Source organism: Cupriavidus sp. 01T418 (genome assembly GCF_056398885.1).
This window is the reverse complement of record NZ_JBFTQG010000016.1, coordinates 92464-116741: the sequence shown is the minus strand read 5'-3', so window position 1 is coordinate 116741 and position 24278 is coordinate 92464. Positions and strand designations below refer to the sequence as shown.

Below are 24278 nucleotides of genomic sequence, written 5' to 3'. Positions count from 1 at the left end.
GCGATCACGCCCAGCGTCGCGTCGCCCATGGCCGGCGTGTTGCTTCAGGCAGCAAGGCGGAACGAGGCTACCGCTTCCTCCAGCCGCTGGGCCTGCTCTTCCAGCGAACCTGCCGCGGCCGCGGCTTGTTCCACCAGCGCGGCGTTCTGCTGCGTCGCGGTGTCCATCTGGTTGACAGCCTGGTTGACCTGCTCGATGCCGGCGCTTTGCTCTGCCGAGGCCGCGCTGATCTCGCCCATGATATCGGTGACGCGCTTGACCGCGCCTACGATCTCTTCCATGGTGAGGCCGGCCTGTGCCACCAGTTGCGATCCCTTTTCCACGCGCTCGGCGGAGTCGCCGATCAGCGTCTTGATCTCCTTGGCGGCAGTCGCGCTGCGCTGGGCCAGGCTGCGAACCTCGCCGGCCACCACCGCGAAGCCACGGCCTTGCTCGCCGGCACGGGCGGCTTCCACCGCGGCATTGAGTGCGAGGATGTTGGTCTGGAAGGCGATGCCTTCGATCACGGCAATGATGTCGACCACCTTTCTCGACGCGCCGTTGATCTCATCCATGGTGTCAACCACCTGGCCGACCACCTCGCCCCCCTTGGTCGCGATCTCGGAAGCGTTGACCGCCAGGGAACTGGCCTGTTTGGCGTTGTCGGCATTCTGCCGGACGATGCTGGTCAGCTCTTCCATGCTCGAGGCCGTCTGTTGCAAGGACGACGCCTGCTCCTCGGTACGCTGGGACAGGTCGGTGTTGCCGGCGGCAATCTGGCTGGTGCCCGAGGCAATGGACTCGGTGCCGTTGCGCACCTGCGTGACGATGCGCAGGATATTGCCATTCATCTCGTTGAGGGCTTGCAGCAACTGGCCGGTTTCGTCCTGGCTATCCACTTCGATGCGGCTGGTCAGGTCGCCGGCCGCCACTTTCCGCGCGAAGCCAACGGCGCGATGAAGCGGCCGCGTGATGCCGGTGGTCAGCCACAGGGAGAAGGCAACGCCGATGGCCAGCACGAGCACGCCAAGCACAACCAGTCGGTTCCGGGTGGTTTCATAGATCCCGTTGATTTGCTCGGCGGTAGCATCGATGCTGGTCCGCTGGATAGTGAGAAGATTCTGGATTTCCGCAAGATAAGCATTGCCGGCAGGCACGAACTCGGTTTCGAGGGCCTGGTTGGCTTCGTCCGTGTTGCCTGCTTCCTTGAGTCTGGTGATCTTGTCGCGGGATTCGTTATAGGGCTTGCGCACGGCCTTTATGGTCTGGAAGGCGGCCTTTTCCGCCTCCGAGGACAGCAGCGGCTCGATCTTGTCGCGCAATGCCGCGATGGCTTCCGTGGAGTCCTTGGTCTCCGCGGCAAAGAAGGCGCCCAGGCTCGGGTCGGAACTCCGCGCCACCGCGGTGGTGCGCCGCACGCTGGTATGCATCAGGTGATACCAGTTGCTGACGATGCGCTCCTTCGCCAGCGGTTTTTGCATCATGTCATGCGTGCGATGCGCAACTTCCTGCAACCCCAGGATGCTGAACATGGTCATGAACGTTGACAGCAACAACACGACGCCGAAGCCGATGCCGAGACGTACACCAATTCCAAGATTCTTCATTTCTGTTTCTTCTAACTGAATGGAAATAAGACGGCGGCGAATTTCTGGCCCGTAGGGCTCCGGTTCGCTCTTTCTCTGCCGCACCGCGCTAATACGAACGCACCTGTAGGCAAGTCTGAATAACGGCGGCCGGGAAGCGGACTTGAGTGCCCGATGTGGCCGGCGGGCTGGCGCGGGCGCGGCGCAGGCGCAAGCAAAGAAAAAGGGAGCCGCGCGGGCTCCCTTCTTGCAGCAGGCCGGATTCGCTTACAGCGCGGCGTCCTTCAGCTTCTTCATCGGGCGTACCTTGACCTTGACGGTCGCCGGCTTGGCGGCGAACCACTGGTCTTCGCCAGTGAACGGGTTCTTGCCGAAGCGCTTCTTGGTGGCGGGAACCTGGGTGGCGACGACCTTCAGCAGGCCCGGCAGGGTGAACTCGCCGGCGCCCTTCTTGTGCACCGCGCTCAGCACGGTGTTTTCCAGATGGGCCAGTACGGTCTTGACCGTCTTGGCATCCAGTTCGGTCTGGGCGACCAGATGGGCCACCAGGCTCGACTTGTTGAAGGTGTCCTTCAGGGGCTTGACAACCGGTGCGGCTGCGGCGGCCTTCCTGGCCGGTGCTGCTTTGGTTGCCGGTGCTGCCTTCTTGGCCGGTGCTGCCTTGGTTGCCGGCGCAGCCTTCTTTGCCGGCGCTGCCTTCTTGGCGGCAGGCCTGGCGGTGGTCTTTACGACAGCATTTGCTTTGGTAGCCATGGATGGTGAAGTCTTGTGTTCGTTGATTTAGCGCCTGCTGCCGACGGCAGCAGCGCACGGGGAGCATAGCATTCTCCGCGATGCCTGCCAACGCGCGCCATCGGTGCGATTCACGAGGCTGAGGGGGACTTCGGCGCCAGGTACATGCCATTCGGCTGATGGAAGAGGATCGCGTCCACGAGGTCCTGCGAGGGACGGCGAATGCACGCTCGCGGCACGGCAGTGGATGCCGGTTTGCTGCCATACCCCTCGTCACTCGGCTGGGAACACGTTAATCTGACCGGCGATTATGAGGGGTCATCGGCAGGAAGACTCAGCCATGACAGGTGAGCATATCCGAGGAGGGCCGTCGTCGCGCGACATCGGATTAATGGCGGCGAAATTACGGCGTAATTGCGGCGTAGTGGCGGCGGACCCGGCTGTCCGCGCGCCTTGCCGTGCAACCTGGTCCGATTTACTTCGCGGGCGCTTCCGCCGCGCGCGTGTCGGCTTCGCGCAGCCGCCTGACGGCTTTGCCCAGCAGGCCGCCTTCGCTATCCGATACCGCGCTTTCCATCGTAGCCAGCGCGGCCATGATCTGCGTGCCGTGGGCGGTGGAGAACGCCTGGTCTTCGATCAGGGCTTCGGCCTCCTTGCGGGCGCGCTTGCCTAGCTTGCGGGCGAACTCGGGGTCGAGCTGGCCTTGCGCGGTGGCGTTGGCGATGTGGTCGAGCAGGGCAATCAGGCCTGGCGCCGTCGTAGTGGCCGGCACGGCTTCGTCGGTTTTCCTTGGCTTCTTAGGCATCGTTCTTTTCCTCCGGTTGGGGCTCGATTCTATCGTTGGGGCGGAAGCGGGGGCCGTTTCCAAATATGAAAGATTTGTGACAGCAACGGGCGGCAACCGCCTGGGCGTCCAACGATTTGGTGCGGTGCACACAATAGCACATCGCGGCCTTGGAGCCGCGCGCGGCCCCTTTCATGAGAAAAGGGGGGGACGGCACGAGCGTGCCGTCCCCCCCTTGAGCCCTTGTCCGGCGGATGGTCAGACTACCGTTGCCAGCGCCAGGGTCAGCAGCAGCGCAATCACCGAGATCAGGGTTTCGCAGACCGACCAGGTCTTGAAGGTCTGGGCCACGGTCATGTTGAAGTACTCCTTGACCAGCCAGAAGCCGCCGTCGTTCACGTGCGACAGGATCAGCGAGCCGGCGCCGGTGGTCAGCACCAGCAGCTCCGGCCGGGTGCCCGGCACGCTGGCGGCGATCGGCGCGACGATGCCGGCGGCGGTGGTCATGGCCACGGTAGCAGAGCCGGTGGCGATGCGGATCAGCACAGCCACCAGCCAGCCCAGCAGCAGCACCGACACATGCGCGCCGGTGGCCACGTCGACGATGGCGTTGGAGATGCCCGAGTCGCGCAGCACGCGGCCAAAGCCGCCGCCGGCGCCGACCACCAGCGTGATGATGGCGGTAGGCGCCACGCACTCGTTGGTGAACTTGAGGATGTTTTCGCGGGTAAAGCCACGCTGCTTGCCGAAGGTGAAGAAGCTCACCAGCGCGGCGATCAGCAGGGCGATCACCGAGTTGCCGATCAGTTTGAGGAAGTCGTTGATAAAGGTCTTGGGCGTGCTGATGACATCCGCCCAGCTGCCGATCAGCATCAGGAACACCGGTAGCAGGATGGTGAACAGCGTGATGCCGAAGCCGGGCAACTGGTGCGAAGCCTTGACGTTTTCATCTTCCTCGGTGAACTGCACGGCCAGCGGGTTGACGTCCGGCAGCTTCACGAAGCGGTCCATCAGCTTGGCGAACAGCGGGCCGGCGATGGCGGCGGTGGGAATGCCGACGATCAGCGCGTACAGGATGGTCTTGCCGATATCCGCCTTATAGGCGGTCACCGCCAGCAGCGCGGCGGGGTGCGGCGGGATCAGCCCGTGCACCACCGAGAGGCCGGCCACCATCGGGATGCCCACCAGCACCATGGAGGTGCCGGTGCGCTTGGCCACGTTGAAGGCGATCGGCACCAGCAGCACGAAGCCGACTTCGAAGAACACCGGCAGGCCGACGATAAAGGCGATGGTGACCATGGCCCAGTGCACGTTCTTCTCGCCGAAGAAATCGATCAGCGTTTGCGCGATGCGCTCGGCGCCGCCCGACTCGGCCATCATCTTGCCCAGCATGGTGCCCAGGCCGACGACAAGCGCGATGTGGCCCAGTGTGCCGCCCACGCCGGCCTCGAACGATTTGACGATATCGCCCATCGGCATGCCCACGGCAAAGCCGAGCAGCACGGACACGACGACCAGGGTAATGAAGGGATTGAGCTTGAACTTCGCGATCAGCACGACCAGTGCGATCACGGCGATCAGCGCGTACAGCAAGAGTGTGGTTCCGGTTACGGCGCCCATGTTGTCTCCTTTTTGCGGGGTCCGCCGGTGGTCCGGCGGGGCTCCCCCGCTTCCGCTATGAAAATGGCCGCGCTGGCGGCGGCCGGTTCAGGTTATTCGTTGCAGGCTGGCCTGGGCTCAGGCCGTCGGCTTTTTGTAGGCGATGCAGTCCACTTCCACCTTGCAGTCGACCACCATGCTCGACTGCACGCAGGCGCGCGCCGGCGGGTTGGCGCCGAAGTACTCCTTGAAGATCTTGTTGAACGAGGCGAAGTCGCGCGTGTCGTCCAGCCACACGCCGCAGCGCACGATGTGCTCGGTGCCGTAGCCGGCTTCGGCCAGGATGGCGAGCACGTTCTTGATGGCCTGGTGGGTCTGGGGCACGATGCCGCCGTCGATCACCTCGCCATCCAACATCGGCACCTGGCCGGACACGTAAAGCCAGCCGTCGGCTTGCACGGCACGGGCAAAGGGCATGTGCTGGCCGCCGGTGCCGGCACCGCCTTCGACGCCAAATCGTTTGATATCCATGAGGACTCCTTAAACAAATTGCAGATTGCAGATTGCAGATTGCAGATCAGGTTTGTTGCTGGCCGCGCGGCCTCGTTACCGTGCCGTTGCGGCGTTCGCTCCAGCGGGCTTGCCGCGCGCAAGGAAGCGGCCCGCGCGCGTGCCCGTCGGCTGGCGTTGCTGCCACGATAGCTCGCCATTGACCCACACCGCAGCGATGCCTTCCGCCGGCTGCATGGGGTCGGTAAAGCTGGCCGCGTCGCGGATGGTGGCGGCGTCGAACAGGACCAGGTCCGCCCAGTAGCCTTCGCGGACAAAGCCGCGTTCCACCAGTCCGAAGCGTTCCGCCGACAGGCCGGTCATCTTGTGGATGGCCACGGTGAGCGGGAACAGCTCGCGGTCGCGTGCGTAATGGCCAAGCACGCGAGGAAATGCGCCCCACAGGCGCGGGTGGGGCAGGGGATCGTTGGGCAGGCCGTCCGAGCCCACCACCGTGGCGGGGTGGCTGAGGATGCGGTCCACGTCCGCGTCTTCCATGCAGTGGTAGACCGCGCCGGCCGGCTGCAGGCGGCGCGCGGCATCTTCCAGGCTGAGTTCCCACTCGGTGGCGATATCGGCCAGCAGGCGGCCGCCCATGTCCGGGTGGGGCTCGGACCAGGTCACCATGATGTCGAAGTCGCTGGTGACCTGCTTGAGGTCGAGCGTGGAGGAACTGGCGGTGTAGGGATAGCAATCGCATCCCACCGGCTGCCAGCGCTCGGCCCGCTCCAGCGCGTCCAGCACTTCGCCGCTGCGGCCCCAGTTGTCCACGCCCGCGCATTTCAGGTGCGAGATCACCACCGGCACGCGCGCGTGCTTGCCGATGCGAAAGGCTTCGCCCATTGCTTCCAGGATCTCGGCGAACTCGCTGCGCAGGTGGGTGGCGTAGAGCGCGCCGGCGCGGGCCAGCGGTTCGGCCAGCGCCAGCACCTCATCGGTGGTGGCGGAGAAGGCATTGGCATAGGCCAGCCCGGTGGACAGGCCAAGGGCGCCGTGGTCGAGCGCTTCTTCGAGCTGCGCGCGCATGGCCGCGATCTCGGCCGGCGTGGCAGTGCGGTCCAGCCGGTCCATATGGTTGCTGCGCAGCGCCGTATGGCCGACCAGCGCAGCCACGTTGACGGCCGGCCGGGCCGCCTGCACGGCTTGCGCGTAGGCGCCGAAATCGGGGTAGCGGAAGGCGTCGGCGGTGCCCAGCAGGTTCATCGGATCGGGCGGCTCGCCGCGCAGCGTGACCGGAGCGGCGCTGATGCCGCAGTTGCCGACGATCACGGTGGTGACGCCCTGCGACAGCTTGGGCGTCATCTCGGGCTGGCGCACCACATTGGTGTCGTCGTGCGTGTGCACGTCGATGAAGCCGGGGGCCAGCACCAGCCCGTCGCCTTGCACGACGTGCGCGGCACTACCGGGATCGATGGCGTCGTTGCCGTCCTCCAGCATGGCAATGCGGGCGATGCGCCCGGCGCGCAGCGCCACGTCGGCCAGGCGTGCCTCGGCGCCGGAGCCGTCGAGCAGGGTCGCGCCGCGGATCAGGGTGTCAAACAGTTCTGGCATGGTCAGTCTCCGTCAGTCTCCGAGCGGCTGGCGCGTATCCGGGGCATCCGGTCCTGCGGCGGTGCCGCGGTGCGCGTCGAGCACGTACTTGAGCCGGCGCAATTGCTCCTGGCTCCGGTCCTGCTGCAGCAAGGCGAGCTGAGTGGCCAGCACGTCCATCACCAGCAGCATCGCGTAGCGCGAGGCCGAGGGCTTGAAAATAAAATCGGTCTCCAGCGTGCGCGTTGGCAACAGCACGTCGGCGCGTGCCGCCAGTGGCGAGCCCAGCGCGGTCACCGCGATCAGCGTGGCGCCATATTCGCGGGCGATATCGCAACTGGCCAGCATCTCGGGCACATTGCCCGTTGCGGAGAAGGCAAGCACGACATCGTCCTTGTGCAAGGTGGCCGCCACCATCTTCTGCAGGAGCGCATCCTGGTAGCTGGCCACGGGACGGCCCAGGCGGGCCAGCCGGTAACGCGCCTCGTCGGCCATGAAGGACGAGCCGCCACCCATGCCAAAAGCGTAGACCATACGCGCCTCCAGCAACAGGCGTGCCGCACGCTCCATATGGTCGGGATCGATCAGCTTGCGGTTGACCTCAAGTGAGTCCAGGATATCCGCATGAATGCTGTCGGCCAGCGTGGCCGGGGACGGTTCCGCCGCGCGGGCGACTTCCGCCTGCAGGAAGCGCTGGCCCACCGCGGTGGCCTGCGCCAGCCGCAGCTTGAGGTCGCGCACGTCGCGGCAGCCGATGGCCTTGGCGAAACGGGTCACGCTGGCCTCGCTCACCCCGGCCTGCCGGGCCAGCTCGTTGATGCTGGTGGCGGCTGCTCCGGCAAGGTCCTGCAGGATCACTTGCGCGACCTTCTGCTCGGCCAGGCGCAGCGTGGGGCCACGCTCGGCGATGCGGGTCAGGATGTCGAAGGGCGCGGACATGGTTGACGGGTCAGGAGTGGAGGCGAGCCGGCCCAAGGTAGCGATGTCGTCCCGGAGCCAGCTTTGAATGTTACTTTATAACAAGCGTGAAATATCGTAAATTCAAGGCTATCATTACATCAATCAGAATTTTGCAGGGTGATGACAGCATGCGTGAAATAAAGTACCAGACCGGCACGATCGATCCGTTGAACAAGGCGCTTGGCAAGCTGGAGGCCCCGCTGGCGCCGGATGGCGCCGGGCAGGTGGGCTGGCGATTGCTGGCGGAAGACCTGAGCCTGCCGGCTGCGGTGCTGTATGAAGAGCGGCTGGCGCATAACCTCGAATGGATGCGCCGCTTCATGGGCGAGTACGGCGTGCTGCTGGCGCCGCATGGCAAGACCACCATGGCGCCCAAGCTGTTCGCACGCCAGCTGGCCGCCGGCGCCTGGGGCATCACGCTGGCCACCGCGCACCAGAGCGCCGCCGCTTATGCGCACGGGGTGCGCCGCGTGCTGATGGCCAACCAGCTGGTGGGCCGCCGCAATATGGAAATCGTGGCCGACCTGCTGCGCGATCCGGATTTCGAATTCTTTACGCTGGTGGATTCGGCCGAACTGGTGGACCAGTTGGGCGCTTACTTCAGCAGCCGTGGCCAGAAGCTCCAGGTCTTGCTGGAACTGGGCGTGACCGGCGGGCGTACCGGCGTGCGCGATCCGCAGCAGCAGCAGGCGGTGCTGGCGGCGCTGGCGCGCTGGCCCGGCGTGCTGTCCCTGGCCGGCGTGGAAATCTACGAGGGCGTGCTGAAGGAAGAGGCCGACATCCGCGCGTTCCTGCAGCGCACCGTCGCGGTGACGCGCGAGCTGGCCGCGGCAGGGCGTTTCGGCCGCAGCCCGGTGGTGATGTCGGGCGCGGGCTCGGCCTGGTACGACGTGGTGGCGGAGGAGTTTGCCCGCACCGACATTGGCACGCCGATCGACATCGTGCTGCGCCCGGGCTGTTACCTCACGCACGACGTCGGCATCTACCGCGCCGCGCAGCAACGCATCCTCGCCAGCAACCCGGTCGCGCGGAAAATGCGCGAGGGCCTGTTGCCGGCATTGCAGCTGTGGGCCTATGTGCAGTCGATTCCCGAGCCCGACCGCGCCATCATCGGCATGGGCAAGCGCGACGCCGCCTTTGACGCCGGCATGCCGCTGCCTGCCCAAGTGTACCGGCCCGGCACGCAAGCCCCCGTGCCGGTGCCAGTGCACTGGGAAGTCACCAGCATGATGGACCAGCATGCCTACCTGCATATCCGGCCGGGCGACGATCTCAAGGTCGGCGACATGGTTGCCTTTGATATTTCGCATCCATGCCTTACCTTCGACAAGTGGCGCCATATTCCGGTGCTCGACGGCGAGCTGCGTGTGATCGACCTCGTGCAGACATTCTTCTGAAACGGACGCCGCGCGCATCGGCAACGAACAACATCGCAGCTACAACAGGGGACGCTTGCACCATGAGCATCGACATTCTCGCTTTCGGCGAAGCGCTGGTTGAATTCAACCAGCAGCCCGACGATCCCACGCGCTACCTGCAGGGATTTGGCGGCGATACATCCAACTTCTGCATCGCGGCGGCGCGCCAGGGCGCCCATGCCGGCTATATCAGCGCCGTGGGCGAGGACACCTTCGGGGAACGGCTGCTGGCGCTGTGGACCCAGGAGCGGGTCGATACCCGTCACGTGCGCATCGACGCCGGCGCGCCGACCGGCGTGTACTTCGTCACCCACGACGCGCACGGCCACCGCTTCGACTACCTGCGCAGCGGCTCGGCTGCCAGCCACTACTGCCACGAGTACCTGCCGCACCATGCCATCGCCGAGGCGCGCTACCTGCATGTGTCCGCCATCAGCCTGGCCATCAGCACCAGCGCCTGCGATGCCGGCCTGGCTGCGATGGAGCATGCGCGCAAGGCGGGTTGCAAGGTCACGCTCGACACCAACCTGCGCCTGCGGCTGTGGACGCTGGCGCGGGCGCGCGGCATCATGCGCGAAGCCTTTGCGCTGACCGACGTCTGCCTGCCAAGCTGGGACGACATCACCGTGCTGACGGGCCTCAACGACCGCGACGCCATCGTCGACTACCTGCTGGGCTGCGGCATCGGGCTGGTGGCGCTGAAGCTGGGCGAGGAGGGCGCTTACCTGGCGACGCCCGATGCCCGTTCGCTGGTGCCGCCTTACCCGGTGCGCCCGCTCGACGCCACCGGCGCCGGCGACTGCTTCGGCGGCAGTTTCGTCGCTCGCCTGGCAGCCGGCGACGATCCCTTCGAGGCCGCGCGCTATGCCAACGTGGCGGCGGCGCTGTCCACTACCGGCTACGGCGCCGTGGCGCCGATCCCGACCACGGAAACCGTGCTGGCGCGAATGGCGCACTCGGTTTCCGTGATCGCCTGATTCCCAAGCTTTACGTCCAATCGCTCTACCTGACCGAACAACCACGCCATGCAACCTCAATCCCTCTCGCTGATCGAACGCCTTGTCAACGTGCCGGTGATCCCGGTGCTCGAATTCTCCTCCGTCGACGAAGCCCTGCATGTGTCCGAAGCGTTGATCGGCGGCGGCCTGCCGGTGCTGGAGATCACGCTGCGCACGCCCGTGGCGCTGGACGCCATCAAGGCGGTGGCCGCAGCTTTCCCGCAAGCCTGCGTGGGCGCCGGCACGGTGCTGACGTCGGCTGACCTCATGGCCGTGAGCGAGGCCGGCGCGCAGTTCGCGGTCTCGCCCGGTCTCACGCCGGCACTGGCCGTGGCCGCGCAGGGCGCGGGCGTGGCGCTGTTGCCTGGCGTGGCCACCGCCAGCGAGGCGATGGCCGCGATGGAAGCCGGCTTCAAGTTCCTGAAGTTCTTCCCGGCGGAAGCGTCGGGCGGGGTGCCGATGCTAAAGTCGCTCTATGGCCCGTTCGCGCAGTTGCGCTTCTGCCCCACCGGCGGCATCGATCTCGCGCGCGCGCCGAGCTATCTCGCGCTGCCCAATGTGGTGTGCGTGGGCGGTTCGTGGGTAGTGCCCAAGGACGCCGTGGCCAAGGGCGACTGGGCGCGGGTGCGTACGCTGGCGCAGGAGGCTGCCGCGCTGCGCAAGACCGTCTGATGCCTTGCGGCGTCGGACAAAGGCGGATAGCGGGCCGACCTGCCAGGTCCTAGGCTGGCCTTATCCCGACCGCTGGAGACAGCATGCTAGTGCGATTGGCGGGTACGGCTGCGGGTAGCGCGGCAAGCGCCCAGGGGGGATGGGCCCGCTGGCTGCGCCGCGCGCTGATTTGCGCGTGCATCCTGTTCGCCGAAGGGTGCGCCAGCCTGCCGCCGGAGGCAGCGCGCACCCAGACGCTGGCCCTCGCCGATCCTGCCACCACCACCCTCGGGCGGCTGGTCGCGCAGAGTTCGCCCGACCCGGCCCTGTCGGGCTTCCACGTGATCGCCTCTGGCGAGGAAGCCTACGGCACCCTGATTTCGCTGGCGGACCACGCCACGCGTACGCTGGATCTCCAGTACTACCTTATCGAGACCGACGAATCCGCCCGCGAGATCCTGCGCCATGTCCGCGCCGCCGCGGAGCGGGGCGTGCGCGTGCGCATGCTGGTGGATGACCTGCATAGCGACGATGGCAAGGACCGGGCTTTCCTGCGCTTCGCAGGGCATCGCAATATCGAAGTGCGCATGTTCAACCCCTTCCCGGCGGGACGGTTTTCCAAGCTGACACGGATACTCTCGTCCGCGGCCGACGTCCGGCGGCTCAATCGCCGCATGCACAACAAGGCCTTTATCGCCGACAACGCGCTGGCCATGACGGGTGGGCGCAACATTGGCAACGCGTATTTCCTGCGCGCGCCGGACACCAATTTCGTCGATCTCGACGTGATCGCGGCCGGGCCCGCCGTACGGCGGCTCTCCGCGGCGTTCGACCAGTACTGGAACAATCCGCTGGCCGTGTCGGTGGAAACGCTGGCGACCCCGACCGAGACGGCGGACGCTGCCTCGGCCGCGAGCGCCCGCGGGGCCGGCGGTGCCAGCGCGGTACCGGCCGGGCAGACCCGCGCCGAGGCGCAAGCCGAGGGCAAGCGGATCGAAGCCCAGGCCATGAAGCCGTCCGGGAAATTCGACGCGCGCGCCAGTTTCCTTGGGCGCCAGTTCGCGGCGGGCGGCAAGCTGGCGCTCGAATGGGCCCCCGCCAGCGTGATGGTGGATGCGCCGAGCAAGGCTTCGCCGGACCACGCGCCCGCGCCCGGCGAGACCATGGGGGAAGAGCTGGGCCGCGTGCTGAGCGGGGCGCAAGTGGAGATTATCCTGATCTCGCCGTATTTCATCCCGGGCGATCGCGGGGTGGCATGGATGGCGGACCTGGTCAAGCGAGGGGTGAAGGTTCGGGTGCTGACCAACTCACTGGCCGCCACCGATGAGGCCATCGTCCATGTCGGCTACCGGCGCTACCGGCCAGCCCTGCTACACGCGGGCGTGGAGCTGCATGAGCTGAAGTCGAACCCTGGCCGGCCGCAGAAAGTCATCGGGGATTACACGTCTTCGCAGGCCAGCCTGCATGGGAAGGCCGCTGTCGCGGACCGTAGCATCCTGTTCGTGGGATCGATGAACTTCGACCCGCGCTCGGCCAGCCAGAACACGGAGACCGGCCTGATCATCCACAGTCCGAAGCTGGCGCAGCAAGTCGCGCAACTCTTCGCCGGAGCGATCGATGACAACAGCTACCTGCTGCGCTTGTCCGCGCAGGGCGCGGTGCAGTGGGTGGACGGCAAGGGGGACAAGGCGGTGGTGCTCGATACGGAACCGGATACCACGTGGCCGAAGCGCTTGTGGGTCGACGTGCTGGCGCCATTCACGCCGGAGGAATTGCTGTAGCGCTGGCGCGCTTGCGGGCGGAGGGCCACGGCGGCCCACCGCCGGGCTGCTTATTTGCTGCGATCGGCTGCGCCTTCGAGCTTCTGGCCGCCTTTCTGGAGATCCTGGCCGAGTCCGGCCATGGTATTGCAGCCAGCCAGCAGGGTGGCAAACAGAACGCAGAGGATCCATCCTTTTTTCACGCCAGACTCCTTTCGATCAATGAATTTGCCGCAATTCTACCGTTGTCGGGGCGCACTATTGAAGCACGATGCATGCCAATTTGTAACCGATCGTGGCAAGGCGCAGGCAGTGGCACGGGCGGCCGCCCGCCTATGCCAGCAACTCGCGTGCACGGGCGCAGATGGCCGCATGCGTTTGCGCCAGCCACTGGGCCGGGAAGGGCTGTGCCAGCAGGTAGCCTTGCACGGTACTGCAGCCCCAGCTGCGCACCTCGGCCAGCTGGTGCCGCGTTTCGATGCCTTTGGCGCAGACCGGCAACTGGAGGCGCTGTGCCTGCCCGCAGGCGGCTTGCAGGTGCGCGACGCAGGCGCCCGGCTGGTCTGGATGCGCGGTAATGCCGATGCTGCGCGCGTTGAACGTGAGCAGATCCGGGCGCAGGCGTTCCAGGGTGGCGATGCCGCCGGGGGCGTCGGCAAAGTCGCTCAGGGCAAAGCGCACGCCGGCGCCGCGTAGTGTGGCGAGCTTCGCCGCGGCAACCTGGTCGTTGGCAGGCAGCGCCTCAGCGGGGATCTCCAGGCAGACCCTTGACGGGTCCAGATGCCTGCGTTCGAGCGTGCGCAGCAAGGTATCGATCAGGGGCGCTCCGTGCAGCTGGGCGCTGGAAACCAGCAACGAGAGCGCCACCGGGTTGCCGATGCCGGGGCATTCCAGCAGGGGCAAGGCGTTTTCCATCAGCCAGCGTGCCACGTCGCCCATCATGCCGAGCGATTCCAGCGCAGGCAGGAAGTCCTGTGGCGCAACCCGTCCAAACTCGGGACTCTGCCACCGCAGCCTGGCCGTGTAGCCGGTCACGCAGCCCGTTGCCAGAGATGCCCGTGCCTGCAGGTTCAGCGCAAGCTGGCCGCGGGCCAGCGCATGCGGGAGGGCTGCCAGCAGCGGTGTGGATAGCGGCGCGCGCATTGCGGCGGCGCTGGCGGCTACGCCGTCGCCGCCGCGTTTGCGTACGCGCAGCATCGCGTCATACGCTTCGCGCAGGCTGCGCTCGGCGGGCTTGTCGGGTTCGTCAAGTGCTACGCCGATGCTGCAGGACAGGAATAACTCGAACCCATTCTGCCGGAAGGGGCGCGCGAGGCTCGCGGCCACGCCACGCGCAAGTTGCAGCGCGGCATCCATGGGATTGGCCGCGCCCGGGGGCAGCGGCACGGCGGCGCCGATGTCGGCCGGGCCCAGCCAGGTCAACTCGGCCGGGGTGGCCAGCGCGGCTACGCGCGCCGCGGCCTGCGCGCGCAGGCGTGTTGCCAGATGCGTGCCAAGGGTTTCGCTGGCGTGGGTAAAGCGGTCGAGATGGATGACAAGGACCGCGCAGCACTGTGTGGTGGGCGGCAGTTGCCGGCGCGCAGCCAGCGCGGCAGCGAAATCGCAGGTGTCATGAGGGTCCACCTTCGCCGAGCGGACAGCGTCATCCGCGTCGTCTGCGTCGTCTGCGTCATCTGCGTCATCTGCGTCATCTGCGTCATCTGCGTCATCTGCGTCATCTGCGTCAGGATGCATGAGGGGTCCCTGTGGTGGCATGGACGCGCTCCGGCCATGCCGTGACCGCGCCAACCGCCATGCCATCCGTGGGCCGGTCTGGGGACCCGGCCCGCAAGCCGCAATCCGGAGTGGCACGGCACAGCCAGATCATACGGTACGCCAGGCGCCGCCCGAAGCGCGGCCGATACAGGGATAGTGCGGATTCGCGGGGGCTTGACGGAGGTCAGCTTCTGGTGTGCGGCACAGCCCGGCAGGCCGGGCTGGCGGGGCGTCAGCCGGTGTCAGCCGGTGGTTTCGGCGTCGGCGCCGTCCTCGGGCGGCACGCGCGAGGCCAGCACCTTGTCGATGCGCTTGCCATCCATGTCGACGATCTCGAACTTCCAGTCGCCCCAGCGCACGGTGTCGGCGGTCTGCGGGAGCCGGCCCAGCAACAGCAGCAACATGCCGGACAGCGTGTGGTAGCGCTCCTTGTCCTCTTCCGGCACATGGCGCAGCCCAATGCGGTCTTTCAGCTCGGGGATGGGGATCAGGCCATCAAGCAGCCAGGAGCCGTCCTCGCGCTGCACCGCCCATTCCTCGCCGACGCCGTCCTGCTTGAATTCGCCAGTGATGGCCTCGATCAGGTCCTGCAGCGTGACCAGGCCCAGCACCTCGCCATATTCGTCGATGACAAAGGCGATCTGGCCGCCTGAAACACGGAAATGCTCCAGCAGTTCCATGCCTGTCACGCTTTCCGGCACGAACACCGGCTGTTGTGCCACCGCGGCCAGGTCGGTCGGTTCGCCGCGCAGGCGGCGCGCCAGCAACTGGCGGGCGCTGACCACACCGATCATGTCATGCAGGCCGCCACGTACCACCGGGAAACGCGAGTGATCGGATTCCTCGATGCGGCGCAGGTTTTCTTCCAGCGGGACTTCCACGTCCAGGCATACCACGTCGCCGCGCGGCACCATCAGCGAGGTGAGCTGGCGGTCGTCGAGGCGGAATACATTGCGCACCATGGTGTGCTCGTGCTGCTCGATCACGCCTGCCTCCGAGCCTTCCACCAGCAGGGCGTGGATTTCTTCCTCGGTCACCGCCGGGCCGCGGCCGCTCTTGACACCGAGCATGCGCAGCACCAGCCGGGTCGAGCTGGAGAGGAGCTTGACAAAGGGCGTCGAGGCCAGCGCCAGGAAGGAAATCGGGCGCGACACCCGGCGCGCGATCTTCTCCGGCGCCAACTGGCCCAGACGCTTGGGCACCAGTTCGCCCAGCACGATGGAAAAATAGGTCAGGCCCGCCACCACGATGGTGGTTGCCACGTAACCGGAGGTCGATGCCTGCAGGCCAAAGCCCTCCAGCCATGCACCGAACGGCTTGGCCAGGGTGGACTCGCCAACCACCCCGTTCAGCACGCCGATCGAGGTGATGCCGATCTGCACGGTTGACAGAAAGCGGGTGGGGTCTTCGCCCAGCTTGATCGCCTCGATGGCGCCGCGGTCGCCTTCTTCGATGCGCCGTTGCAGGCGGGCCTTGCGAGCCGTCATCAGGGCGATTTCGGACATCGCGAACAGGCCGTTGATCAAAATCAGCGCCAGTAATATGGCAATTTCCATCAGGGTGCACGCCCGGTGCGCGCAGGAGTTATCGAGGCCCAAAGCATAACATCGCTATGTGTCAGGGTCGCAGCCCGCCGCCTTGCGCGGATTGGCAGGCTGGGCCACGGTGCGCTGGCTGTTCAACTTCATCGAGCGCCGGCGCGGCAAGGACCTGGCCGAAGTGGCGGGGACGCGCGCGACGCGGTGACGGGGGCAATCATGGCTGACATGGACACCCCCCGAATATCCGGCCGTTCCTTGGCACCCTCGCCGTGTCCGAGCTGACGCGCGCGCTGCTGGCGAAGTCCGACAACGACTACAACGTGCTGGTCGGCAGCACGCCGGCGGCGCCGATGCTGTTCAGTAGCTATGCGGACCACCCGCGGCGACGGATCCAGGTAAAAAATGGCCCACCCTGCCAAGGGTGGGCCTTTCCTGGAATGAATAGGATGCGCGTTTAAGCCTCGTGAGCTAGCGCTTCGAGAGCTGCCCGGGCGATGAACCCGCTTCGGGTTTCATGACGCTTTTCGACGTAGGTGTCGATCTTATGGAGGACGAAGCGCGGCAAGCTGATGTTGATGCGTTCCGGCTTGGAGTCCAGCTTCGTGATGTCAACATCCGCCAGTGCCCATACTGCACCAGCAAACTCTTCCCTGGCCGCCAACTCTTCGATGGACGAGCAGGTGAAGTCTACGCTTTCCCCCAGCTCTACCAGCGTCTCGATATGGCTGCTGATTGCTTCTTTTGCGTTGCGAATGGCGTCCTCGATGGTATCGCCGTAAGAGTGGCAGCCCACAACATCGGGTACCGTCACTCCGTAGACGCTCCCATCATCCTTGTGGATGGCGATGGGAAATTCCATTGCTAACCCCCTTGATAGTCACAGTGTCAACAACACCGGGTAAAAAACCACCGGCGTTACAGGCCGGCAGTTTTCAGGGATGCTACGAACCGTTCCAAGTGGCAGATCCTTCTTTGGGTGAGGCACGGTAACAAGGCCCTGCTTCCTCGGATGTTTGAAGTGGTGATGGCTGCCCTTGGTGCGCACCAGTTCCCACCCGTCTTGCTCGAGCATCCGGATAAGCGCAGATGAATTCATCTGTTTGTCTCCCGGTTGCTTGTGTGTAATTTTACACACTGCACCGCGAAATGCAAAAAAATGTGTAATCGTGTGTATCTTTGGTGCAGTGGCACTCGGGTGTCCATCGGGTACCGACCAACACCCCGTCAATTCGCGGCTTCCGAACACACGTCAGAAAGGGGCCGCTCATCCTCCCAGCGCAGGCCCTTGGCGGCAGGACCCGCACTGCTCCCTGGAATGGGCTTGTTCTGCCTGGCAGGCGCTACCGCCTAAAAATTAAGCGTCTGGAATGGCGCTGTAGACCCTTGATTTCATTAGGGCGCCATTGTGCAAACCAGGTAGTGGCCAGTCTGTCAAAAACGCTGCTAAACGAATGATTTAAAAGGGAATCCCGATTTTCCGCATTATTACCTCGCAGGTAGTCGCCAGACGGCCATTGCCATGCTGTAATGCCGACATGGACACCCTGACCCCCAGTTCCGAAACCGCTCTCGACTTCCCCGGCCTGCTGCGCTACTGGCGCAGCAAACGCGGGTACAGCCAGCTTGCGCTGTCACTGGCGGCCGGGGTCTCCCAGCGGCATATCAGTTTTCTCGAATCCGGCCGCGCCCGCCCCAGCCGCGAGATGGTGCTGTCGCTGGCCGACCGGCTCGGCGTGCCGTTGCGCCAGCGTAACCGCCTGCTATTGGCTGGCGGTTTTGCGCCGGCCTACAGCGAGCATGGGCTGGCGGCACCCGCGCTGCAGATGGTGCAGCAGGCGGTCGCGCTGATCCTGTCCAAGCAGGAACCTTATCCGGCGGTGGTGCTGGACCGTTTCTGGAACATGCTCGATGCCAACCAGGCCTATCGCAGCATGATCGGCGTATTGCTGGGCGCGCGTGCGCCATCCAGGCTGGAGAAGGGCGGCAGGTATATCAACCTGATGCTGACCGTCTTCAATCCGGACGGCCTGTGGCCGGTCATCGAGAACGCGCGCCAGGTGGGCCGCTACCTGCTGCGGCGTGTGTGGCAGGAACTGCAGACGCAAGCGCAGGACCAGACCGCGCGCGAGATCTTCAATCGCATTGCCGCCTGGCATCCCGACATGGTCGGCCCGGCCGGCGTCCCGCTGTTCGACGATGAGGCCGCCGAACGCACGCCCCCGCCGATGTTGCCGGTGGCGCTGGCGGCCGAGGGCTTTCGCGCGTCGCTGTTCTCGACGTTGACCACGCTGGGTATTCCGCAGGATGTCACGCTGCAGGAGATGCGCATCGAGTGCTTCTTCCCGGCCGATGACGACTCGCGCCTCGCGCTCGAAGCGCTGGGGCTTGCCCAAGGCAGCATCGGCCTGTCGCGGGACGGCTAGCCCGCTTGCGCGAAGGCGGGCAGGGCGCCGTATGCGACAATGCCAGCTGTTTTTTGGTCTACACGAGGATCCGTCCATGTCCTTGCGCGCCTTTTTCCATGCTGCCGCAGTACTGATCGGCAGCAGCGCTTGTCTTGCCGCGTATGCCGAACCGGTCGCCGCCACGGTTCGCCCCGCTGCCGCGGGTTTGTATGAGTGCCGGACTCCCAACGGGGGCACGGTGTTCCGTTCCACGCCGCGCGAAGGGTGCTCCATGCTTTCCGTGCCCGATCCTTCAGCGCCCGACCCGCAGCGCTGGCTGCCCCTGATGGGCGCGAATGGGGTGATCTCCTATTTCGATACCAGCTCGGTGCGCCGCCGGGGTCCCGAGGTGGGAGTGGTAGTGATGCGCAATGCGCCGGCCGGCGTGATCCGCACCGCCAGCGGCGAACAGATCCGCTCCTCGCTCAAGCGCATGGTCTTCAACTGCGCGACGTCCATGTACGCAGTGGTCGAGCAGACCCTCTACGCCAAGCGCTATGCGCGCGGCGAGTCGCTCTATACCATTGGTGCCCCCCAGGCTGGCATGCCGCAGGCTGCCGGCGCAGGCACTGTCGCCGGCGAACTGTTGGACCGTTTGTGCCGCTAAGGCGGCTTCCGGCGGGGCGCGCCTTTTGCTGCATTGCAGTATCGATAGGCCGGTTGGCGCGTCAACCCATTGTTTCCTTGTGCCGTTGTTGCTAGTGACGAAGCGCAGGTGCCAAAGGCCACCAGGGCTGGCAGGCAGGCTTCTTTTTCGCAGCTGACCAGGAGGCTGATATGAAAAAGTGGATTGTGATGTTGTCGCTGGCCATGTTCGGTGCGGGCGCATACGCCCAGGCGTCGGCGCCTGCCGCAGCGGCTGCCGGCGAGAAGCCCGCAGCGGCAAGCTCGACCAAGCCGGCCAAGAAGAGCACCAAGAAGAAAAAGAACCACGCGCCGCCCGATAGCGACAAGATGATGAATAAGGGCGCCTGAGCGCCGATTGTGAAAGGCGACAGGCGGCCGGTGCGTCATTGGGCGCGCTCGCTGCCAGACTAGTTCGCCACGCCGCCCGCGTGCGCCGGGTTGCGCACCGGGTACCGATGTCCAGCGGCGCCATGCGCCATGCCGGGGGGAGCTGGCATCGAGGCGGAACCTGATCGAGAGGCTGCGGCCTCTCTTTTTTGCGTTTTTTCCGTGTTCCCCTTCCTTGTGGTCGTGCCGTCTTCCCGCAGATACCTCGGCGCTCTCGGTTTCGCTTCCTCCTCGCCCCGGGTGCGATTCGGGTGCAGTGCACGATTTTCCCAGGTGCACCATGCGCCGTTCCAGTGCCGAGCGTGCCCCCGTCACGCACATTGACGGCGCTCGATCCGTGTCCTAGCGTTTCAGATTCAGGTGTCGCCGCCGGCAAAGCCACAACGCTCGCACCGCAAGAGAAAGGGCTGAAGCCATGTCACCATCCGCAATGCGCTCCGCGCGCCACCAAGCCGCGATTTCCTGGGCCGGACAATGTGATGCGCCAGCCCGGGAGCCGCGCCGAAAGCGATGTCCAAGCGACCGGGGTTTCAATTTGTTGCAAACGTTGCGTGATCGAAACGTGACTTTTTAGTCCCCAATTGTTAAGGTTCTTTTGCGCATTGCAGCAAGCCCGATACACGCCTGGTACCAAGTCAAATGATGCGCCGCGAGATCCCCATTTGTACTCCCCTGGTTCATCGTGGCCGGCATCCCGTCGTTGCTTTCATCATTCCGGTCACATGGTGGTCCGCCTCTTGCTGCGGTGCCTGATCGATCCTGATTATCCAACTCTGCCTGCCACTGGCATCCATGTCCGAAATTGTTACCCTGCCGACCATCCCATCTGACCAGCGCCATGCAGCGGTGCGCGTCAACGAGCGCGCCGCGCGCCTGGGCAGGTGGTTGTGCGGCGGCATGCTGGCGGTGTGCGCGGTTGCCGCGCACGCGTTCGACTTTGAAACCGTGGCGACGCGCGCGCGCCAGCTGGCCGCAAGTCCTTACAAAGCACCCGCGCAAAACCTGCCGCGCGAGCTGCGCGAGCTGTCCTACGAGCGCTATCACGAGATCGAGTACAAGCCCGATCGATTCCAGTGGCGCAATGCCAAGCTTCCCTTCGAGCTCTCCTTCTTTCATGAAGGCATGGTGTTCGACCAGCCGGTGCGCATCCACGAAGTGGTGAGCGGCAGCGCCCGGGAAATCCGCTTTGATCCGTCCGCCTTCAACTATGGGCCGCACAAGGTCGACGCGGCCAAGCTCAAGACACTGGGGTTTGCCGGCTTCCGCGTGCTTTATCCGCTCAATAACGCGAAAGGCAAGGATGAGGTCGCGTCCTTCCTGGGTGCCAGTTATTTCCGTGCGCTCGGCAAGGACCAATGGTATGGCATGTCGGCGCGCGGCCTGGCAGTGGATACGGCGCTCAATTCGGGCGAGGAGTTTCCGCGTTTCGTCGAGTACTGGATCGAGCGGCCGTCGCCGGGGGACAAGCAGCTGACCATCTATGCCTTGATGGATTCGCGCCGCATGAGCGGGGCTTATCGCCTGGTGATCCGGCCAGGCACGGAAACCGTCATGGAAGTGAAGTCGCGCCTGTTCCTGCGCGAGAACGTTACCAAGCTTGGCCTGGCGCCGCTGACCAGCATGTACCTGTTTGGCGAGAACCAGCCCTCGTCGGTGCCGGACTATCGGCCCGAGGTGCATGACTCCGACGGCCTTTCGGTGCAGCTCGGCACGGGCGAATGGCTGTGGCGGCCGCTGGTCAATCCCAAGCGCCTGCTGGTGACGTCGTTCGCCGCGACCAACCCGCAAGGCTTCGGCCTGATGCAGCGGGATCGCAGTTTCAGCAGCTATCAGGAAATCGGCGCGTGGTACGAGCGCCGGCCCAGCGCCTGGGTGGAGCCCAAGGGCAACTGGGGTTCGGGCCGGGTCGAACTGGTGCAGATCCCGACCCCAGACGAAACCAATGACAACATCGTGGCCTACTGGGTGCCTGACAGCCCGCCCAAGCCCAAGCAACCTTTCGATTTCGAGTATCGCCTTTCATGGCAGAAGGACGGCGAAAAACAGCCGCCGCTGTCGTGGGTGACACAAACGCGGCGAGGCCAGGGCCTGAGCCGCAAGCAGGACGACACCAGTTTTTCGCTGGTGGTCGATTTTGAAGGCCCGGTCTTCAAGAAACTGGCCGCGAATACCCGGATCGATCCGGTGATTTCGGCCGACAGCAACGGGGAGCTGCTGAATACTTCGACGCAACGCAATGAGGCAACCGGCGGCTGGCGCATGACCATGATCGTGCGCCGCAAGGACGAGAACAAACCGGTCGAATTGCGCGGCTATCTTCGCAACGGCAATACAACCCTATCCGAGACGTGGAGCTACATCTTACCCCCCGGCTAAAGCAGCGCGCGGCCCCGGCGGCATGCGAGCGCTATCTCGATCGCGTGCAGATCTCGCCAGACCTGCGCCGCGAGCTTCTCAACAATATCGCTGGCAGCGATGGCACGGATTCCGAGTCGGCCATGCATTCGCTGCAGCAAAGACTCGCGGCTAAAGACGCCGACGCCGCGCAGTCGCCGGCGGGCGCAGCCTACGATTCGGTGGGGCGCCGCCTCAACCTCGCCTACGGCGCCCCGCAGGCGGCGGGCGAGCCGCTGGTGCAGCGCCGTGCCGACGGCACCGTGCGCATCGATACCGGCCCGGCCCCCGAGCGCGCCTCGATGGTGCCGCGCGCCTGGCCCCCGCACATCGTCACCGGCTTCCTGCGCAACCTGGGTCGGCGCGTGCTGGGCCGCCCGCCCGTGCCCGAAACCTGGGACACCTTGCACGACGGTCCCGACGCCGAGGGCAAGTGGCATCCCGCGGGCTCGCACCGGCGCTGGGTGCTGCTTGGCCTGGTGGCGGGGCAGACCGCGCTGGCCACCTATTTCATGACCAAGGTGCTGCCCTATCACGGCACCGACCCGCTTGAGATTGCCATGCTGGCGCTCTTCGCCATCCTGTTCTCGTGGGTGTCGGCGGGTTTCTGGACCGCGATGATGGGTTTCCTGGTGCTGGCCAGGGGCGGCGATCGTCATCTGATCTCGCGTTCGGCAGCGGTGGACGGACCCATCGCGGAGGAGGCGCGCACCGCGGTCATCATGCCGATCTGCAACGAGGACGTGAACCGGGTCTTCGCCGGGCTGCGCGCGACCTATGAGTCGATGGAGCGCACCGGCGAACTGGCCCGCTTCGACTTCTTCGTGCTGTCCGACAGCGGCAACCCGGACCTGCGTACCGCCGAGACCGATGCGTGGATGGAAACCTGCCGCGCGGTCAACGGTTTCGGTCGCATCTTCTATCGCTGGCGCCGTCACCGCGTCAAGCGCAAGACCGGCAACGTGGCGGATTTCTGCCGCCGCTGGGGCAGTGCGTACCGCTATATGGTGGTGCTCGACGCCGATAGCGTGATGAGTGGTGAATGCCTGACCACGCTGGTCAAGTTGATGGAAGGCAACCCCGGCGCCGGCATCATCCAGACCGCGCCGCTCGCCGTGGGGCGCGAAACCATGTATGCGCGCGTGCAGCAGTTTTCCACGCGCGTGTACGCCCCGCTGTTTACCGCCGGCATGCATTACTGGCAGCTTGGCGAATCGCATTACTGGGGCCACAACGCCATCATCCGCGTCCTGCCCTTCATGGAGCATTGCGCGCTGGCGCCGCTCCCCGGCAAGGGGCCGCTGGCGGGAGAAATCCTGTCGCACGATTTTGTCGAAGCCGCATTGATGCGCAGGGCGGGGTGGGGCGTGTGGATTGCCTACGATCTGGAGGGCTCCTACGAGGAGTTGCCGCCCAACCTGCTCGACGAGGTCAAGCGCGACCGCCGCTGGTGCCAGGGCAACCTGATGAACTTCCGCCTGTGGATGAAGCAGGGCTTCCACGCGGTGCACCGCGCGGTATTCCTCACCGGCGTGATGGCATATCTGTCGGCGCCGCTGTGGTTTCTGTTCCTGGCGTTGTCCACCATCATGCTGGCCAAGCATGCGCTGGTGCCGCCCGAGTATTTCACACAGCCCTACCAGTTGTTCCCGACCTGGCCGGAGTGGCATCCGGAGAGGGCGCTGGCGCTGTTCTCGGCGACCGCCACGCTGTTGTTCCTGCCCAAGCTCGCCAGCGTACTGCTGCTGATGAAGGACGCGCGCAATTATGGAGGACCGCTGCGGCTGGTGGCTTCGATGCTGATCGAGGTGGTGACGTCGGCCTTGCTGGCGCCGGTCCGGATGCTGTTCCACACCAAGTTCGTGGTCGCGGCCTATGGCGGTTGGGGAATTACCTGGAAATCGCCTCCGCGCGAGGATGCCGAGACCACCTGGGGCGAGGCGTTTCGCCGTCATGGCACGCATACCCTGATTGGCCTGGCATGGGGTGGACTGGTGCTGTGGCTGGAGCCGAACTTCATCTGGTGGCTGCTGCCGATCGTGGGTTCGCTGGCGCTCTCGATCCCGCTTTCGGTATGGCTGTCGCGGGTTTCGCTGGGCCGTGCGTTGCGCCGTGCCAGGTTGTTCGTCACGCCCGAGGAAGCCACGCCGCCAAGCGAGATGGTCGCCATGCAGAAGCATGTGGAGGCTGCGGGCGATCCGCCCGCATTTATCGATGCGGTGGTCGATCCCGTGACTAATGCGTTGATATGCGCCACCGGCTCGGCCCGCATGGTGCAGCCGGAAGCCACGCGGCAGGAGCATGCTGCCTTGGTGCAGCGCGCCCTGACGACAGGCCCCGACGGCCTCAGCGCCGCCGAGAAGCACCTGCTGCTGGGCGATCCTTTCGCACTGGCCAGCTTGCACGAGCTGGTGTGGGGCTCCCCGCTGACGCACGCGGGATGGAAGGAGACGCGCGTGTTGCCCCGGCGTGCGCCTAACGTGGTGCCATTGCGGCCGCGGCTTGCTTGAGATAGTGGCCGCAAGGAGGGCAAGCGGATGGGGCGGCAGCCCCGTCCCCGACGGCCAACCGCTACAACCGCTGC

The 24278-nt window shown here is 65.5% G+C and carries 23 protein-coding genes; 11 read left to right on the top strand and 12 right to left on the bottom strand.

From position 1 onward, the window contains the following. Positions 1–44 precede the first annotated feature (44 nt). The 7 genes from AC1DQ3_RS17755 to AC1DQ3_RS17725 form a co-directional block, all read right to left on the bottom strand. Positions 45–1586 (bottom strand): methyl-accepting chemotaxis protein, encoded by a 1542-nt coding sequence (locus tag AC1DQ3_RS17755; RefSeq protein ID WP_477121475.1) that lies wholly within the window; start codon positions 1584–1586, stop codon positions 45–47. A 246-nt stretch (positions 1587–1832) separates the two neighbouring features. Next, entirely contained in the window at positions 1833–2318 is a 486-nt protein-coding gene (locus tag AC1DQ3_RS17750) for an HU family DNA-binding protein (RefSeq protein ID WP_477121474.1), read from the bottom strand. 454 nt (positions 2319–2772) lie between these two features. Beyond that, positions 2773–3102 carry a hypothetical protein gene (locus AC1DQ3_RS17745; RefSeq protein WP_477121473.1) on the bottom strand — a complete coding sequence of 110 codons (330 nt, stop codon included), beginning with the start codon at positions 3100–3102 and terminating at the stop codon, positions 2773–2775. 237 nt (positions 3103–3339) lie between these two features. Continuing rightward, positions 3340–4701, bottom strand: coding sequence for a GntP family permease (locus AC1DQ3_RS17740; protein WP_477121472.1), 1362 nt, complete (start codon positions 4699–4701; stop codon positions 3340–3342). A gap of 117 nt (positions 4702–4818) precedes the next feature. Next, positions 4819–5211 (bottom strand): RidA family protein, encoded by a 393-nt coding sequence (locus AC1DQ3_RS17735; protein WP_477121471.1) that lies wholly within the window; start codon positions 5209–5211, stop codon positions 4819–4821. Positions 5212–5286: 75 nt separating this feature from the next. Then, a complete protein-coding gene (locus AC1DQ3_RS17730) occupies positions 5287–6780 on the bottom strand; it encodes an N-acyl-D-amino-acid deacylase family protein (RefSeq protein WP_477121470.1) in 1494 nt (497 codons plus the stop codon). A gap of 12 nt (positions 6781–6792) precedes the next feature. Further along, complete coding sequence (locus AC1DQ3_RS17725; RefSeq protein WP_477121469.1) at positions 6793–7698, bottom strand: MurR/RpiR family transcriptional regulator; 906 nt, start codon at positions 7696–7698, stop codon at positions 6793–6795. 149 nt (positions 7699–7847) lie between these two features. Between AC1DQ3_RS17725 and AC1DQ3_RS17720 the strand changes: the two genes are divergently transcribed. The 4 genes from AC1DQ3_RS17720 (at position 7848) to AC1DQ3_RS17705 (ending at position 12567) form a co-directional block, all read left to right on the top strand. Then, positions 7848–9116: an amino acid deaminase gene (locus AC1DQ3_RS17720; RefSeq protein ID WP_477121468.1), complete on the top strand. Its 1269-nt coding sequence runs from the start codon at positions 7848–7850 to the stop codon at positions 9114–9116. Positions 9117–9178: 62 nt separating this feature from the next. After that, the gene (locus AC1DQ3_RS17715) at positions 9179–10114 is read left to right on the top strand and encodes a sugar kinase (RefSeq protein WP_477121467.1); all 936 of its coding nucleotides are present in this window, start codon (positions 9179–9181) and stop codon (positions 10112–10114) included. 48 nt (positions 10115–10162) lie between these two features. Continuing rightward, a complete protein-coding gene (gene eda, locus AC1DQ3_RS17710) occupies positions 10163–10807 on the top strand; it encodes a bifunctional 4-hydroxy-2-oxoglutarate aldolase/2-dehydro-3-deoxy-phosphogluconate aldolase (RefSeq protein WP_477121466.1) in 645 nt (214 codons plus the stop codon). 83 nt (positions 10808–10890) lie between these two features. Continuing rightward, the gene (locus tag AC1DQ3_RS17705) at positions 10891–12567 is read left to right on the top strand and encodes a phospholipase D-like domain-containing protein (protein ID WP_477121465.1); all 1677 of its coding nucleotides are present in this window, start codon (positions 10891–10893) and stop codon (positions 12565–12567) included. 50 nt (positions 12568–12617) lie between these two features. Here AC1DQ3_RS17705 and AC1DQ3_RS17700 read toward each other — a convergent pair whose 3' ends face one another. From AC1DQ3_RS17700 to AC1DQ3_RS17690, 3 genes are all read right to left on the bottom strand, one after another. Beyond that, a complete protein-coding gene (locus tag AC1DQ3_RS17700) occupies positions 12618–12749 on the bottom strand; it encodes an entericidin A/B family lipoprotein (protein ID WP_477121464.1) in 132 nt (43 codons plus the stop codon). Between the two features lie 130 nt (positions 12750–12879). Then, positions 12880–14280 carry a GGDEF domain-containing phosphodiesterase gene (locus AC1DQ3_RS17695; protein WP_477121463.1) on the bottom strand — a complete coding sequence of 467 codons (1401 nt, stop codon included), beginning with the start codon at positions 14278–14280 and terminating at the stop codon, positions 12880–12882. A 263-nt stretch (positions 14281–14543) separates the two neighbouring features. After that, positions 14544–15857: a hemolysin family protein gene (locus tag AC1DQ3_RS17690; protein WP_477121462.1), complete on the bottom strand. Its 1314-nt coding sequence runs from the start codon at positions 15855–15857 to the stop codon at positions 14544–14546. Positions 15858–15915: 58 nt separating this feature from the next. Between AC1DQ3_RS17690 and AC1DQ3_RS17685 the strand changes: the two genes are divergently transcribed. Together AC1DQ3_RS17685 and AC1DQ3_RS17680 are read left to right on the top strand one after the other, a co-directional pair. Beyond that, positions 15916–16047 carry a hypothetical protein gene (locus AC1DQ3_RS17685; RefSeq protein ID WP_477121461.1) on the top strand — a complete coding sequence of 44 codons (132 nt, stop codon included), beginning with the start codon at positions 15916–15918 and terminating at the stop codon, positions 16045–16047. Between the two features lie 64 nt (positions 16048–16111). Further along, on the top strand, positions 16112–16300 hold the full coding sequence (locus AC1DQ3_RS17680; RefSeq protein WP_477121460.1) for a hypothetical protein: 189 nt from the start codon (positions 16112–16114) through the stop codon (positions 16298–16300). On the opposite strand, the gene AC1DQ3_RS17675 is transcribed toward AC1DQ3_RS17680, so the two are convergent. Next, the gene (locus tag AC1DQ3_RS17675) at positions 16297–16701 is read right to left on the bottom strand and encodes a type II toxin-antitoxin system HicB family antitoxin (RefSeq protein WP_477121459.1); all 405 of its coding nucleotides are present in this window, start codon (positions 16699–16701) and stop codon (positions 16297–16299) included. The genes AC1DQ3_RS17680 and AC1DQ3_RS17675 overlap by 4 nt on opposite strands. 18 nt (positions 16702–16719) lie before the next feature. Beyond that, positions 16720–16938 (bottom strand): type II toxin-antitoxin system HicA family toxin, encoded by a 219-nt coding sequence (locus AC1DQ3_RS17670; protein ID WP_477121458.1) that lies wholly within the window; start codon positions 16936–16938, stop codon positions 16720–16722. Positions 16939–17377: 439 nt separating this feature from the next. On the opposite strand from AC1DQ3_RS17670, the gene AC1DQ3_RS17665 reads away from it, so the two are divergent. The 5 genes from AC1DQ3_RS17665 to mdoH all read left to right on the top strand — a co-directional run bounded on the left by AC1DQ3_RS17665 (position 17378) and on the right by mdoH (position 24204). Next, the gene (locus AC1DQ3_RS17665; protein WP_477121457.1) at positions 17378–18265 is read left to right on the top strand and encodes a helix-turn-helix domain-containing protein; all 888 of its coding nucleotides are present in this window, start codon (positions 17378–17380) and stop codon (positions 18263–18265) included. A 76-nt stretch (positions 18266–18341) separates the two neighbouring features. Beyond that, a complete protein-coding gene (locus AC1DQ3_RS17660) occupies positions 18342–18893 on the top strand; it encodes a surface-adhesin E family protein (protein ID WP_477121456.1) in 552 nt (183 codons plus the stop codon). A 170-nt stretch (positions 18894–19063) separates the two neighbouring features. After that, the gene (locus AC1DQ3_RS17655) at positions 19064–19261 is read left to right on the top strand and encodes a hypothetical protein (protein ID WP_477121455.1); all 198 of its coding nucleotides are present in this window, start codon (positions 19064–19066) and stop codon (positions 19259–19261) included. An 831-nt stretch (positions 19262–20092) separates the two neighbouring features. Further along, positions 20093–21676: a glucan biosynthesis protein G gene (locus AC1DQ3_RS17650; RefSeq protein WP_477121454.1), complete on the top strand. Its 1584-nt coding sequence runs from the start codon at positions 20093–20095 to the stop codon at positions 21674–21676. Continuing rightward, positions 21649–24204: a glucans biosynthesis glucosyltransferase MdoH gene (mdoH, locus tag AC1DQ3_RS17645; RefSeq protein ID WP_477121453.1), complete on the top strand. Its 2556-nt coding sequence runs from the start codon at positions 21649–21651 to the stop codon at positions 24202–24204. Before AC1DQ3_RS17650 ends, mdoH begins: the two co-directional genes overlap by 28 nt. Positions 24205–24278: the final 74 nt, after the last annotated feature.